Raw genomic sequence first — 13,938 nt, forward strand, 5'->3', positions numbered from 1 at the left:
GGGCGGCCCGCGAGGGGCCGCCTTTTTTGTTTACGACTTCGGCCAGAGGATCATCTGCGTGCAGCGGAACAGCGCCAGGGTGCGTCCGCTGGCCTCGTCGCTGACCGTCGCGTCCCACACCTGGGTGGTGCGCCCCAGATGCTGGGCGGTGGCCACGCAGGCGATGCTGCCTTCGCGCACCGTGGCGAGGTGGTTGCTCTTCAGCTCGATGGTGGTGAAGGACTGCGCGCCCTCGGGCAGGTGGGCGATGGTGCCGTAGCCGCAGGTGGTGTCGGCCAGGGCGACGATGCTGGCCGCGTGCAGGAACTCGTTGGGGGCGATGTGCAGCCGCTTCACCGGCATGCGGCTGCTCAGCCGGCCCTGTTCCATGCCGACGATCTCGATGCCGAGATAGCCGGGCAGGTATTCGCTGCCGCGTTCGTTGAGGACGGCGAGGTCGATGTCGCTGCGCAGTTTGCTCATGTGCGGGTACTCCGGGTGTTCAAGGAAGTTGACGTGGTTCAGGCCGCTGCCGCGGCGCGCACCACCGGCGCCTCGCGGATCGGCAGGTTCAGCAGCGCGGCGGCCGCTGCGAGGGCAATGTCCGCGTACCACATCCAGCTGTAGTCGCCGGTCAGGGTGATGCTGATGCCGCCCAGCCAGGCGCCGAGGAAACCGCCGACCTGGTGCGAGAGCAGCGTGAGGCCGAACAGGGTGGCGAGATAGCGCACGCCGAACAGCTTGCCGACCAGGGCCGCGGTGGGCGGCACGGTGGCCAGCCAGGTGAAGCCCAGGCCGGCGGCGAACAGGTAGAAGGTCCATTCGGTCTTCGGCGCCATCAGGTAGAGCGCCACCAGCACGGCGCGCGAGCCGTACATCGCCGCCAGCACGTTGCGGCTACGGTAGCGCGAGATCGCCGAGCCGGCGTACAGGCTGCCGAAGATGTTGGCCAGGCCGATGATCGCCAGCGACCAGCTCGCCACCGTGGGCGGCAGGCCGCACAGGTCGACCTCGCCGGGCAAGTGGGTGACCAGGAAGGCGATGTGGAAGCCGCAGGTGAAGAAGCCTGCGTGCAGCAGCAGGTAGCTGCGGTCGCCCAGCGCGTTACGGATCGCACGCAGGATGCCGGTGTCCTCCTCCAGGTGGTGCGCCGGCGCCTGGCCAGGCTTGGCGACCTTGCCGATCAGCGGCAGCGCCAGCAGGGTCATCACCGCCATCGACCACATCGCTCCCATCCAGCCGAAAGCCTGGATCAGCTTCTGCAGCACCGGGGCGAACACGAACTGCCCGAAGGAGCCACCGGCATTGATCACCCCGGAGGCCGCGCCGCGCGCCTCCGGCGGCAGGCGCTGGGCGGCCGCGCCGATCAGCACCGAGAAGCTGCCCGCGCCCGAGCCGATGGCCGACAGCAGGCCGAGCGAGAAGATCAGTCCCCAGGTCGAATCCATGAAGGGCGTAATCGCGCTGCCCGCGGCGAGGAACAGGATGCCGCCGATCAGCACCGCGCGCGGGCCCCAGCGGTCGGCCGCGGCGCCGGCGATCGGCTGGATCGCGCCCCAGGTGAACTGCGCGACCGCGAGCGCCAGGCTGATCGAGGCGATCCCCAGCCCGGTGGTGGTGTTGAGCGGGCTGACGAACAGGCCCAGAGACTGGCGCGCGCCCATGGTGATGGCGAGGATGCCGGCGGCGGCGAGGGTGACGAAGAGCACCTCGGGGCGGCGGAGGGTATGGAACATCGGCGGGTCTGCGAGTGGACGCTGAAGCTGAGGACGCGCCCTGGGCGGGCGGGTGACGACGTGAGAATAGTTTCTGCGATGGAAACGATAAAGCGGATAATTCGCGCCAGTACGTCAACGAAACGTTGACGCTAATCGCCCTCCCCAAGGAGACCGGCATGACCTGGCTTCCCGCCTGGCAGAGCTTCGTGCGCGTCGTCGAAGGCGGCAGCATGGCCGCCGCCGCACGTGCGCTGGGCTGCACCCGCGCGCAGATCAGCAAGCAGATCGCCGAGCTCGAGCGCGGCTTCGGCGCACGCCTGTTCGAACGCTCCACCCGCCGGCTCGCGCTGACGCCGGCCGGCGAGGTCTTTCACCAGCACGCCCTGCGTGCGCTCGAGGCAGTGGCCAACACCGAGCTCGCGGTGCGCAACCTCGGCGATACGCCGCGCGGCATCCTGCGGGTGAGCGCCACGGTGAGCTTCGGCCGGCATTGTGTGGCGCCGCTGCTGCCGGCGATCACTGCCGCGCACCCGGAGCTGGAGATCGAACTGATCCTCACCGATCAGCTGGTGGATCTGGTCGGCGACCCCATCGGCCCGGTCGACCTGGCGCTGCGCATGACCCGCATGCCGCCCGAGGACGCGGTGGCGCGCCGGGTGGTCAGCCTGCGCCGGGTGGTCTGCGCCGCGCCCGCCTATCTCGCGCGCCACGGCACGCCCCGCAGCCCGCAGGAACTGCTGCAGCACCGGTGCATGAGCTATGTGCTGGGCGACAACAAGACCTGGTCGCTGCTCGACGAACGCGGGGCGGAGGCGCTGGTGCCGGTGCGCAGCGCGATCAACTTCAACAACGCCGACTGCATGCTCGATGCGGTGCTTGCCGGCCACGGCATCGCCATCCTGCCCACCTACCTGTGTCACCGCGAACTGGCCGACGGGCGCTTGCGCACGGTGCTGGACGGTTTCGAGCCGAACATCGTCTTCGGCCGCGACCTCTACGCCTGCTACACGCCCAGCCGTGTGCGGCTACCCAAGGTCAAGGTCTTCCTCGACGCGCTGCTGCGCGAATTCCAGCCGGTGCCGCCCTGGGAGCGCACGCCGGGTGGCGGCCTCAGGGGCGGATGAAGGCGGCGACCTTCGGGTCGCGCCGCAGTTCGGCGAGGTCCGCCGCGCCGGGCAGTTGCGGGCGGTCGCGCTCGACATTGACCATGCACAGAAAGCCCAGATGACCGCCCTCGCTGGCGCGGAACTGGTGCCAGCTCATCGCCGGGATATGGATCAGATCGTGCACGCCGACCGCGCGCACTTCGCCGTCCACCAGGCAGGCGCCGCCGCCGGACAGGATCATCACCGCGTGCTCGTGCTGATGGCGCTCCAGCGTCGAATGGCCGCCGGGGCCGATCTCGAAGTAGCGCAGCTCGCAGCCCAGCGCTTCGGTACGGAACAGCAGCTGGCGGCTGATGTCGCGGAAGGGCGCGCTGCCTTCCGGCTTGTAGTCGAGCACCTCGACCTGCTCCCAGCGTCGGGCCGGGCGGGCCTTGCGGAAAACCTGGTGGCTCATCGTGCTTCTCCCGCAGCGTGCACGCGCTGCACGAAGGCCTGCGCAGCGCCGCGCAGGTCACCGGCCTCGAGCAGCGCACCGCCGATCAGCAACATCACGTCCGTGCCGTAGAACGCCACCATTTCCTCGACCCGCGCCGGGGTCATGCCGCCGGCCGGCACCGGCAGGGCAGCCGGCAGTGTGCCCCAGGGCGCGCGCGCCGCCTCGGCAATCGCCCGGCAGGTCTGCGGCGTGTAGCTGAAGCGCCCGCCGTGGTTGGGAAAGATCACCGCGTCGGCGCCCGCCAGGCGGAACAGCTTGCCGATCAGCGCCGGCGGGGCGATGCGCGTGGCGCCGCCCAGCGCCGGGTGAGCGAGCAGCGGCAGGCCCTCTTCGGCCAGTTCCTGCAGCGCGCCGAGGCCGGAGACCATGGGCGCGAGCATCAGCATGCCGACCCCCGCCTCGCGGGCGATACGCAGCTGCTCGCGCAGCCGCCGCGGTCCGCCGCCCAGGCTGGGCGCGTACACGCAGCGGTGGCCGGTGGCGCGGTTGGCCGCGTCGATGGCGCGCTGCACCGCCACGACCCGGCGGGCGAAGGGCGCGTCGACCTGGTCGGCCAGGCCATGATCGTCCTTGACGATGTCGATGCCGGCGGCCGCCAGCTCGCCGGCCAGCGCGGCCAGCGCCTCGGGGCTGCTGCCCTGCGGCTTCAGCGCGCTGCAGCTCAGCGGGCGGCGGGTGGCGACGCCGCAGCGCTCGCGCAGGCCGGCGATGCCGAAGCGCGGCCCGCCAAAACCTTCCAGCGCCGCAGGGGGGAGCTCGACATCGAGCAGTTCGACTTCGGGCTGCAGCGAGCAGTTGCCGAACAGCATGTTCATCAGCTGTCCGGCCTCGAGGCCGGTGGTGTCGAGGGCCAGGCCGAGGACGACGCGGAAATGCGCCTCGCCGTCGGCCTCGATGGATTCGACGCGGCCGACGATGTGCTCGAGGATGCGCTGGTCGGCGATGGCCGCAGTGGGCATCTCCACGCTCTGTTCCACCGCCAGGGCGGCGGCGCGGCGCTCGATCTCGGCGGCCGTGCAGCGGATGCGGTAGCTTGCCTGCAGTCTGTGCATGAAACGGGTTTAATTTTTCGCGGACAGGACGCATATTATGCCTCGTGGCCGGACGGTGTCCGGCGCCCTGGCCGTGTCATGAAGCTGCGCATCTGCACCTACAACATCCACAAGGGATTCTCGCAGTTCAACCGCCGCATGGTGGTGCACGAGCTGCGCGAGCGTCTGCGCAGCCTGGACGTGGACCTGGTGTTCCTGCAGGAGGTGCAGGGGCTGCACCTGGGGCATGCGGCGCGCCACATGAACTGGCCGGCCCATCCGCAGCACGAGTTCCTGGCCGAGGACATCTGGCATCAGACGGCCTACGGCGGCAACGCGGTCTACGACCACGGCCACCATGGCAATGCCATCCTCAGCCGCCACCTGATCCTGAGCACCGACAACCAGGACGTGTCCGACCACCGCTTCGAGCGCCGCGGCCTGCTGCATTGCGAGGTGGAGCTTCCCGGCCTCGCGCAGCAGGTGCATTGCGTGTGCGTGCATCTCGGCCTGATGGCAGGCAGCCGGCGCCGGCAGATGGAAGCGCTGGCCGAGCGCATGGAGCGGCTGGCGACCGACGGCGCACCAATGATCATTGCCGGGGACTTCAACGACTGGCGCAACCACGCCGACGAGATCCTCGGGCGCCGGCTCGGGCTGGTGGAGGCCTTCGGCACCGGGCGCGGGCGCCCCGCGCGCAGCTTTCCCAGCCGCCTGCCGGTGTTCCGGCTCGACCGCATCTACGTGCGCGGCTTCGACGTGCGCGACGCGCAGGTGCACTTCGGCCCGCCCTGGTCGCAGCTGTCCGACCACGCCGCGCTGACCGCCGAGCTGGAGCTCTCTGCGTGACCCGTTTCGTCGCCGGCAACGCGCTCACCCTGCTGGAGACCGGCCAGGATTACTTCCCGGCGCTGATCGGGGCACTCGATGCCGCCACCCGGGAGGTCTTCCTGGAGACCTACATCTTCGAGAACGACGGCGTCGGTCGCCGGGTGGCCAGCGCGCTCGGCCGTGCAGCGCAGCGCGGGGTGCGGGTGCGGGTGCTGGTCGACGGCTTCGGCGGGCGCAGCTTCGTGCGCGAGCTGATGCCGGTGCTGGAGGCCGACGGGGTGCAGGTGCTGATCTACCGGCGCGAGGTGCGCGCGCTCTCGCTGCGCCGCCACCGCCTGCGGCGCATGCATCGCAAGCTGGTGGTGGTCGATGGCGAGGTGGCCTTCGTCGGCGGCATCAACATCATCGACGACTTCGACCGCGGCGCACCGGAGCGGCCGCGCTTCGACTACGCGCTGCAGGTGCGGGGGCCGGTGCTCGAGCAGATCCTGGCCGCGGTGCACCGTCTGTGGCGGCTCGTTTCATGGGCCAACTTCCGCCGCCGGCTCAACGAACCGCTGCTGGCGCCGGCGCGCACCGAACCGGCCGGCCGGCTGCGCGCCGCCTTCGTCATCCGCGACAACATCCGCCACCGGCGCGACATCGAGGACGCCTACCTGGCGGCCATCGGCCGGGCGCGGCACGAGGTGGTGATCGCCTGCGCCTATTTCTTCCCCGGCCGGCGCTTTCGCCGCGCCCTGGTCGAGGCGGCGCGCCGTGGCGTGAAGGTGACCCTGCTGCTGCAGGGGCTGGCCGACCATCCGGTGCTGGCGAGCGCCAGCCGCGCGCTCTACCCGCATTTTCTGGCTCTGGGCATCCGCCTGTTCGAGTATCACAGCAGCTATCTGCACGCCAAGGTGGCGGTGGTCGACGGGCGCTGGGCGACGGTGGGGTCGAGCAACATCGACCCCTTCAGCCTGCTGCTGGCGCGCGAGGCCAACCTGCTGGTCGAGGACGGCAGCTTTGCGCGGGATCTGCGGATCAGCCTGGAGCGGGCAATACAGGAAGGCGGCCGCGAACTGCATCACGGCGCCTGGCACCGCCAGGGGCGGCTGCGCCGCCTGGGCAGCTGGCTGGCCTACCAGTTCGTGCGCCTGGCGATCGGCGTGGCGGGCTATGGCGGCAAGCACTGAGCGCCCCGCAAGGGTAAGGGCGCGCGCTTGGCGGGACCGCCGGTAGGAGCGGCCTTGGCCGCGATCGCTGCGTCGATACATCGCCCGGACGCCGCATCGTGGCCAAGGCCGCTCCTGCAGGAGGGTGCCTCCTAGCGGCTGGCCGGCAGGATGGGGCGCTTGGCGGAGATCACCCCGGTGTTTACCCCGGCCCAGTTCAGGCCGCCGAACAGGCGCGCGTATTCGATCTTCACGCAGCGGTCCATGACCACCTGCATGCCGCCCGCTTCGGCCTGCCGGGCGGCGTCCTCGTTGATCACCCCGAGCTGCATCCAGAACACCCTGGCGCCGATGGCCAGCGCGTCATCGGCCAGCGGCGGCACGTCCGCGGGCTTGCGGAACACGTCCACCATGTCGACCGGCACCGGGATGTCGCGCAGGCTGGGGTAGCACTTCTGGCCGAGGATCTCGTCGTAGGCGGGATTGACCGGGATGATCGTGTAGCCGCGCTCCTGCATGTACTTGGCGGCAAAGAAGCTGGGGCGGTGCCAGTTGGCCGACAGGCCCACCACTGCGATGCTGCGGCAGTCCAGCAGCACCCGGCGCAGTCCGTCAATGTCGTCGATCATCCGTTCGATTTCTCCGTAGTCGGTGGCGGAAAGCCTTGCAGGCCGGGGGCCGGGATGGCGTGCCGGCGGGGTACGCGTGCGAGCGACCAGTGCGCCCGTGCCCACTGCCAGATCTCGGCAAGCGTCGCGCCGGCAAGCTGCGACGGGGGATTCTGGCCCAGAAAGGCCAGCGCCGCCAGCAGCGCGGCCGCGGCGGGCTGCTCATCGATGGCGCTCGCCAGGGTCTGTTTGGAGAGCTTCTCGCCCGCGGCATTGGTGGCCAGCGGCAGATGGGCGTAGTGCAGCTCGGCCATGCCGAGCAGGCGCTGCAGGTAGCGCTGGCGGCCGGTGGAATCGAGCAGGTCGGCGCCGCGCACCACGTGGGTGACGCCGGCGTCGGCATCGTCCACGACCACCGCTAGCTGGTAGGCGAACAGGCCGTCGGCGCGCAGCACCACGAAATCGCCAAGCTCGCGCTCCAGGTCCTCTTCCTGGGCGCCCTGTACCGCGTCGTCGAAGGCAATGCTGCCGGCGACGCGAACCCGCCAGGCCCGCGCCAGCCGCCCGGGGGGCGGGCCGTTGCGGCAGGTGCCGGGGTAGATGCGCGAACCGTCGCGCGCCAGCGGGGCTTCGGCCAGCTCGCGACGGGTGCAGGCGCAGGCGTAGGCGTGGCCGCCGGCTTTCAGGCGCTCGAGCGCGTCGGCGTAGGCCGTGGTGCGCCGGCTCTGCCACACCGGCTCGCCGTCCCACTCGAAGCCGAAGCGCTCGAGCGTGCGCAGGATGCCCTCGGCCGCGCCGGGGATGCAGCGCGGTGCGTCCACGTCCTCGATGCGCAGCAGCCAGCGTCCGCCATGGTGGCGTGCATCGAGGTAGCTGCCGGTGGCCGCGACCAGCGAACCGAAGTGCAAGGGTCCGGTAGGCGAGGGGGCGAAGCGGCCGACGTAGGGCTGGACGGGCGGGGTCATCATGAGTCGCGACGATCATACCACCGGGGTCGCGGGGCTATACTCGGGCCAGATTACCCTCACGGGCAGCTCATGACCCGACTCGAAGCCCTCAGGCACATCGCGGAGCAGGCCGCACGCGGCGAACTGGATTTCCCCACCGATGTGGCGGTGAGCCTGCGCGTGCGTACCGCGCTGGACGACCCGGACTGCCATGTCGACGCCGCAGCGCGCCTGGTGCAGGCCGAGCCGCTGCTGGCCGCGCGCGTGGTGGCGATGGCCAACTCGGTGGCCTACAACCGCTCGGGGCGGCAGATCGCCGACGTGCGCAGCGCGGTCACCCGCCTGGGGTTCGCCACCCTGCGCAGCCTGGCGATGGCGCTGGTCACCCGGCAGATGGCAGGGCGCCCGGGCAGCCCGGTCCGGCAACGCGCCGCCGCCCAGCTGTGGGCGCATACCACCCAGGTGGCGGCCCTGGCGCGGGTGATCGCGCAGAAGGTGACGAAGCAGAATCCGGACACCGCGCTGTTTGCCGGGCTGGTGCATGAGATCGGCGGCTTCTATCTCCTGTCGCGCGCCGAGGCCTACCCGGTGCTGCTCGAGGCGCTCGATCCGGCGGTGCCGGCGCCGGCCGCAGACCCGGCCGGGGGGCAGGACGGCGTCGACGATCCGGAGGGCGAGATCGAGCGTGAGCTGTCGCTGATCATCCTGCGCCGCCTGGCGGTGCCCGAGGAGATCGTCTCGGCCGTGTCCGCCTGTGGCGAAGGCTATCTGGCCTTGCCGCCGGCGGGCTTGGGCGACACCTTGCTGCTCGCCGACGAGCTGACCGCGGTGCGTTCTCCCCTGCGTCGCGGAGAGGCCGGGATGGACGGTGAGCGGGCCCTGGGCAGCGTGGACCTGGCGGTCGGCGAGGACACGCTGGCGGAGATCCTCCGCGTGGCGCAGGACGAGGTCGGTTCGCTGACCCAGGCGCTGGCCTTCTGAACGCGGGGTGAACAAAAAAGGCCCCGCGTGGCGGGGCCTTGTGCGGATCGGGGCAGGCGCCGTCAGACGTTGAACAGGAAGTTCAACACGTCGCCGTCCTTGACCACGTACTCCTTGCCTTCGGCGCGCATCTTGCCGGCTTCCTTGGCGCCGGCCTCACCCTTGTACTGGATGAAGTCCTCGAAGGCGATGGTCTGCGCGCGGATGAAGCCGCGCTCGAAGTCGGTGTGGATCACGCCGGCGGCCTGCGGGGCGGTGTCGCCCACGTGGATGGTCCACGCGCGCACTTCCTTGACCCCGGCGGTGAAGTAGGTCTGCAGGCCGAGCAGCTTGTAGCCGGCGCGGATCAGGCGGTCCAGGCCGGGCTCTTCCAGGCCCATGGACTCCAGGAAATCCTTCTTGTCGGCGTCTTCCAGGTCGGCGATCTCGGCCTCGATGGCGGCGCACAGGGCGACCACCTCGGCGCCTTCGGCGGCGGCGTGGGCGCGCACCGCATCCAGATGCGGGTTGTTGTCGAACCCGTCCTCGGCCACGTTGGCGGCGTACAGCACCGGCTTCTGGGTGATCAGGCAGAACTGGCGCAGGCTGGCGAGCTCTTCCTTGGCGAAGTCGAGCGCGCGCACCGGCTTGCCCTGGTCGAGCTGGGCGTAGCACTTCTCCAGCACCGCGAGCAGGACCTTGGCTTCCTTGTCACCGGAGGCGGCGGGCCGCTTGTAGCGGTTGATCGCCTTCTCCACGGTGGCCAGGTCGGCCAGTGCGAGTTCGGTGTCGATGACCTCGATGTCGCGGATCGGGTCCACATTGCCCGACACGTGCACCACGTTGTCGTCGGCGAAGCAGCGCACCACGTGCACGATGGCGTCGGTCTCGCGGATGTTGGCCAGGAACTGGTTGCCCAGGCCTTCGCCCTTGGAGGCACCGGCCACCAGGCCGGCGATGTCGACGAATTCGACGATGGCCGGCTGGATCTTCTGCGGCTTGACGATCTCGGACAGCGCGGCGAGGCGCGGGTCAGGCACTTCGACGATGCCGACGTTGGGCTCGATGGTGCAGAAGGGGTAGTTGGCCGCTTCGATGCCCGCCTTGGTCAGGGCGTTGAACAGGGTCGACTTGCCGACGTTGGGCAGGCCGACGATTCCGCATTTCAGGCTCATGGCGTGGTTTCGTCCTTGGGTGTGTCCGGGGCGGCGGGCGCCTTGGGGGCTTTCGGGGGTTTGGGGGCGGCGGGGCGGGCGTTCAGGCGCTGGGTCGCCGAACTCCAGTCGCCGGCGGCGATCCGCGACCAGGCGGCGAGCGCGCGGTCGATGGCTTCGTCGATGGAGACCTGCTCCTCGCGCCTTGCGGGCTTGAGCACGTAGTTCACCACCTCGTTGCGGTCGCCCGGATGGCCGATGCCGATGCGCAGTCGCCAGTAGTCGTTGGTGCCGAGGTGGGCCGAGGTGTCCTTGAGGCCGTTGTGGCCGCCGAGCCCGCCGCCGAACTTCAGGCGCAGCTGGCCGGGCGGGATGTCGAGCTCGTCATGGACGACGAGGATCTCGGCAGGCTGGATGCGGTAGAAGCGCGCCAGCGCGCCGACCGCCTGGCCGGAGCGGTTCATGTAGGTCTGCGGCATCAGCAGCCACACGCCGGCTTCGCGCGCGTTGGCCACCAGGCCGTGGAAGCGCGACTCGTGGCTGAAGCGGGCGCCGAGCTGGTCGGCGAGGCGCTCACAAAACCAAAACCCGGCATTGTGCCGGGTTTCGGTGTACTGGCTGCCCGGATTGCCGAGGCCGACGATGAGGCGCGGGGCTGCAGCGGTCATCGGATGACGGTCTCCACGATCCGGGCGGGCAGGGGCGCTCAGCCTTCGGCGCTTTCTTCTTCGGCCGCAGCTTCGCCCTTGGTCTTCAGCACGGTGACCACGACCGGGTCGCCTTCGCCATGGACCACCAGCTCGACGCCCTTCGGCAGCTTGATCTGCGACACGTGGATGGACTGGTCGGCTTCCAGGCCGCCGAGGTCGACTTCGATGAACTCGGGCAGGTTGGCCGGCAGGCACTGCACGTCCAGTTCGTTGATCACGTGGGAGATCATGCCGCCGCCGAGCTTGACGGCCGGGCTGTTGTCACCGTTCACGAAGTGCAGCGGCACCTTCAGGTGGATCTTGTGGTCGGCGTCGACGCGCTGGAAGTCGATGTGCAGCACTTGCGGCTTGTAGGCGTGCCACTGGCTGTCGCGCAGGACGACGGTCTGCTTCTTGCCTTCCAGGTCGATGGTCAGCACGGAAGCGTGGAAGGCTTCCTTGTTGAGCAGGTGGTACATCTCGTTGTGATCCATGGTGATCGGCGTGGCGGCAACGTCGCCACCGTAGATGATGCCGGGCACCTGGCCGGCGCGACGCAGGCGGCGGCTCGCACTCGATCCCTGTTCCTCGCGCTGGGTAGCCTTGAACTCGATTTGCATTGTGAAGCTCCTGGTTTGAAGCGCTCCGCCCGCGACCAGGCGGAGCAGGTGGCGTCCGTCGGCCGCAGCCGGCGGACGAATCCGGTAGGTCTTATTCCATGAACAGCGAGGACACCGACTCCTCGTTGCTGATGCGCAGCACGGTGTCGGCCAGCAGCGAGGCGACCGAGATCTGGCGGATGCGCGAACTGGCCTTGGCGTCGTCGCGCAGCGGAATGGTGTCGGTGACGACCAGCTCGTCCAGTTCGGAGTCGTTGATGCGCGACACCGCGGCGCCGGACAACACCGCGTGGGTGCAGTAGGCCAGCACGCGCTTGGCGCCGTTTTCCTTCAGTGCGCTGGCGGCCTTGCACAGCGTGCCGGCGGTGTCGACGATGTCGTCCATGATCACGCAGGTGCGGCCTTCGACTTCACCGATGATGTTCATCACCTCGGAGACGTTGGCCTTGGGACGGCGCTTGTCGATGATCGCCAGGTCGCACTCCATGCGCTTGGCGAAGGCGCGTGCGCGCACCACGCCACCGACGTCCGGCGAGACCACCAGCAGATCGTCGTGCTTCTGCTTGTCGAGGTCGGCCAGCAGCACCGGGGCGGCATACACGTTGTCCACCGGGATGTCGAAGAAGCCCTGGATCTGGTCGGCGTGCAGGTCCATGGTCAGCAGGCGCTGGACGCCCACGGCCTGCAGCATGTTGGCCACCACCTTGGCGGTGATCGGCACGCGCGCCGAACGCGGGCGGCGGTCCTGGCGGGCGTAGCCGAAGTAGGGGATGGCGGCGGTGATGCGGCCGGCGGACGCGCGCTTGAGCGCATCGACCAGGACCAGCATTTCCATCAGGTTCTCGTTGGTCGGCGCACAGGTCGGTTGCAGGATGAACACGTCCTTGCCGCGCACGTTCTCAAGCAGTTCGACGTTGACCTCGCCGTCGGAGAAGCGCCCGACCGTCGCGGACCCGAGCGCGATGCCCAGGCGACGGACCACGTCGGAGGCAAGTTTGGGATTGGCGTTGCCGGTGAAGACCATCAGGCTGCCGTAGGCCATAACCGAATCTCCGATGCCGATAGAATGACTGGTTCGAAAACGACTCGGGCAGGCGCGCTGGCCTGCCCGATCTGTTTGGCTGGGGAGGAAGGATTCGAACCCTCGAATGCCGGAATCAAAATCCGGTGCCTTAACCGACTTGGCGACTCCCCAAGAAACCTTTTCGCCAGCTCAACCGACCGTGTCGAAGAACGGATGCCGCGAGAGGCTGCGTGCCGACCACGCCTGCCATCGCGCCGGGCAGGTCTGGACGATGCGTTTTGCATCGGCCTCGCCATCGACCTGCGCGAACACGCAGGCGCCGGATCCGGTCATTCTCGCCGGCGCATGCTGCGCCAGCCAGTCGATTGCTGCAGCCACTTCCGGGTACCGCTTGCAGGCCACAGGCTGCAAATCGTTCCGGGTGGTGCTCGCTGCGAAGTCCGCAATTTTGATTGGTTCGGTATTCCGCGTCAACTCCCCCGCAGAGAAAATTTCGCCGGTGGGGACGGCGACCCCCGGAGAGAGGATCACGTACCAGGCTTCGGGCAGTTCGAGCGGCTGGAAACGTTCGCCCACGCCCTCGGCGAAGGCGTCGCGGCCGTAGATGAAGAAGGGTACGTCCGCGCCCAGCTGCAGCCCCAGCGCCTGCAGTCGGGCGCGGTCCAGGCCGGTGGCCCACAGGCGGTTCAAGGCCATCAGGGTGGTGGCCGCGTCCGAGCTGCCGCCGCCGAGTCCGCCGCCCATGGGCAGCCGCTTGTCGATGGCGATGTCCGCGCCCAGCGTGCAGCCGGTGGCGGCCTGCAGCAGGCGCGCGGCGCGCACCACCAGGTCGTCGTCCTCGCGTACGCCCGCCACGTCGGTGAGGCGGCGGATGCGTCCGTCCGCACGGCGGACGAAGCTCAGCCGGTCGCCCCAGTCGAGCAGACGGAAGGCGGTCTGCAGCAGGTGGTAGCCGTCCGGGCGGCGGCCGACCACGTGCAGGAAGAGATTGAGCTTGGCGGGTGCCAGGCAGTGGTCGAGCGTGTCGGGCAGGGCGGTCAAGGCACCGGGGTCCAGCTGTCGATGATCAGGCGCAGGCGGGCGTCGCCGCGGGAGAGGTCGATGCGCCGCGGCGGCGCGGCCGGTTCGTCGGAGGCGTAGTCGGGGTACTCGATGCGCCAGCCTGCGTCGATCACCAGCGCCGGCCGGCCGGCGGCGTCGCGCTCGCGGATCTCCGCGTCCGGTCCGGGGGCGGCCTGGACCCAGCCGGGCAGGCGCGCGACCGGGGCGTCGACGCCGAGTATGCGGGGCAGCAGCTCGTCGGCGCTCGCGGCCTCATAGCGCCCGCCGTCCGCGGTGCGCAGCAGGGCGCCGGCCGCGGTGCGCTCCAGCCGGGCGACGATCTGCCCGAGCGGGCTGAGCACGGTCCAGTCGTCGCGCTGGTCGTGGTGCCGCCATTCCAGGCGGCCGCTGGCGGCCCGCTCGCCGTCGCTCGCGGACAGGCGTCCTTCCAGGGCGAAGGCGTCGAGCGCTGTGCGCCGGGCGGCAGGCGGCGCCGGGCTGAGCGCGGGCGTGGCGCAGCCTGCGGCGAGCACTGCGGCGCCAAGCAGGGTGGCCAGCAGTTGCCGGCGTGACATCGGGGCGG

At 70.0% G+C, this 13,938-nt stretch carries 16 protein-coding genes and 1 tRNA gene; 4 read left to right on the top strand and 13 right to left on the bottom strand.

Annotated features, from left to right (window positions below):
- Nucleotides 1–30: 30 nt before the first annotated feature.
- A complete protein-coding gene (locus IAI53_RS16200; RefSeq protein WP_187719173.1) occupies nt 31–462 on the bottom strand; it encodes a PaaI family thioesterase in 432 nt (143 codons plus the stop codon).
- A 38-nt stretch (nt 463–500) separates the two neighbouring features.
- The gene (locus IAI53_RS16205) at nt 501–1,715 is read right to left on the bottom strand and encodes an MFS transporter (protein ID WP_187719174.1); all 1,215 of its coding nucleotides are present in this window, start codon (nt 1,713–1,715) and stop codon (nt 501–503) included.
- 158 nt (nt 1,716–1,873) lie between these two features.
- Here IAI53_RS16205 and IAI53_RS16210 point away from each other — a divergent pair, with 158 nt between their 5' ends.
- Entirely contained in the window at nt 1,874–2,821 is a 948-nt protein-coding gene (locus IAI53_RS16210; protein ID WP_187719175.1) for a LysR family transcriptional regulator, read from the top strand.
- Here the strand turns inward: IAI53_RS16210 and IAI53_RS16215 are convergent.
- Together IAI53_RS16215 and IAI53_RS16220 are read right to left on the bottom strand one after the other, a co-directional pair.
- Entirely contained in the window at nt 2,808–3,257 is a 450-nt protein-coding gene (locus IAI53_RS16215; RefSeq protein WP_187719176.1) for a cupin domain-containing protein, read from the bottom strand. The genes IAI53_RS16210 and IAI53_RS16215 overlap by 14 nt on opposite strands.
- Nucleotides 3,254–4,351, bottom strand: coding sequence for a RuBisCO large subunit C-terminal-like domain-containing protein (locus IAI53_RS16220; RefSeq protein WP_187719177.1), 1,098 nt, complete (start codon nt 4,349–4,351; stop codon nt 3,254–3,256). Before IAI53_RS16220 ends, IAI53_RS16215 begins: the two co-directional genes overlap by 4 nt.
- A gap of 78 nt (nt 4,352–4,429) precedes the next feature.
- Between IAI53_RS16220 and IAI53_RS16225 the strand changes: the two genes are divergently transcribed.
- Nucleotides 4,430–5,179: an endonuclease/exonuclease/phosphatase family protein gene (locus IAI53_RS16225; protein WP_187719178.1), complete on the top strand. Its 750-nt coding sequence runs from the start codon at nt 4,430–4,432 to the stop codon at nt 5,177–5,179.
- On the top strand, nt 5,176–6,333 hold the full coding sequence (clsB, locus tag IAI53_RS16230) for a cardiolipin synthase ClsB (protein ID WP_187719179.1): 1,158 nt from the start codon (nt 5,176–5,178) through the stop codon (nt 6,331–6,333). Before IAI53_RS16225 ends, clsB begins: the two co-directional genes overlap by 4 nt.
- A gap of 131 nt (nt 6,334–6,464) precedes the next feature.
- Here the strand turns inward: clsB and IAI53_RS16235 are convergent, their stop codons facing one another.
- A complete protein-coding gene (locus IAI53_RS16235) occupies nt 6,465–6,938 on the bottom strand; it encodes a CoA-binding protein (RefSeq protein WP_349771947.1) in 474 nt (157 codons plus the stop codon).
- Nucleotides 6,938–7,885, bottom strand: a complete 948-nt coding sequence (gene gluQRS, locus IAI53_RS16240; protein ID WP_187719477.1) for a tRNA glutamyl-Q(34) synthetase GluQRS — start codon at nt 7,883–7,885, stop codon at nt 6,938–6,940. Before gluQRS ends, IAI53_RS16235 begins: the two co-directional genes overlap by 1 nt.
- 72 nt (nt 7,886–7,957) lie before the next feature.
- Between gluQRS and IAI53_RS16245 the strand changes: the two genes are divergently transcribed.
- Nucleotides 7,958–8,848: an HDOD domain-containing protein gene (locus IAI53_RS16245; RefSeq protein WP_187719181.1), complete on the top strand. Its 891-nt coding sequence runs from the start codon at nt 7,958–7,960 to the stop codon at nt 8,846–8,848.
- A gap of 62 nt (nt 8,849–8,910) precedes the next feature.
- Here IAI53_RS16245 and ychF read toward each other — a convergent pair whose 3' ends face one another.
- From ychF to lolB, 7 genes are all read right to left on the bottom strand, one after another.
- Nucleotides 8,911–10,002 carry a redox-regulated ATPase YchF gene (ychF, locus tag IAI53_RS16250; protein WP_187719182.1) on the bottom strand — a complete coding sequence of 364 codons (1,092 nt, stop codon included), beginning with the start codon at nt 10,000–10,002 and terminating at the stop codon, nt 8,911–8,913.
- Complete coding sequence (gene pth / locus IAI53_RS16255) at nt 9,999–10,649, bottom strand: aminoacyl-tRNA hydrolase (RefSeq protein ID WP_187719183.1); 651 nt, start codon at nt 10,647–10,649, stop codon at nt 9,999–10,001. Before pth ends, ychF begins: the two co-directional genes overlap by 4 nt.
- A gap of 38 nt (nt 10,650–10,687) precedes the next feature.
- A complete protein-coding gene (locus tag IAI53_RS16260) occupies nt 10,688–11,290 on the bottom strand; it encodes a 50S ribosomal protein L25/general stress protein Ctc (protein ID WP_187719184.1) in 603 nt (200 codons plus the stop codon).
- Nucleotides 11,291–11,381: 91 nt separating this feature from the next.
- Nucleotides 11,382–12,332, bottom strand: coding sequence for a ribose-phosphate pyrophosphokinase (locus IAI53_RS16265; protein ID WP_187719185.1), 951 nt, complete (start codon nt 12,330–12,332; stop codon nt 11,382–11,384).
- Between the two features lie 76 nt (nt 12,333–12,408).
- Nucleotides 12,409–12,485, bottom strand: a tRNA-Gln gene (locus IAI53_RS16270).
- An 18-nt stretch (nt 12,486–12,503) separates the two neighbouring features.
- Nucleotides 12,504–13,355, bottom strand: a complete 852-nt coding sequence (gene ispE, locus IAI53_RS16275; protein WP_187719186.1) for a 4-(cytidine 5'-diphospho)-2-C-methyl-D-erythritol kinase — start codon at nt 13,353–13,355, stop codon at nt 12,504–12,506.
- Entirely contained in the window at nt 13,352–13,930 is a 579-nt protein-coding gene (gene lolB, locus IAI53_RS16280; RefSeq protein WP_187719187.1) for a lipoprotein insertase outer membrane protein LolB, read from the bottom strand. Before lolB ends, ispE begins: the two co-directional genes overlap by 4 nt.
- Nucleotides 13,931–13,938 lie beyond the last annotated feature (8 nt).

The sequence above is a fragment of the Thauera sedimentorum genome, assembly GCF_014489115.1.
GTDB lineage: Bacteria > Pseudomonadota > Gammaproteobacteria > Burkholderiales > Rhodocyclaceae > Pseudothauera > Pseudothauera sedimentorum.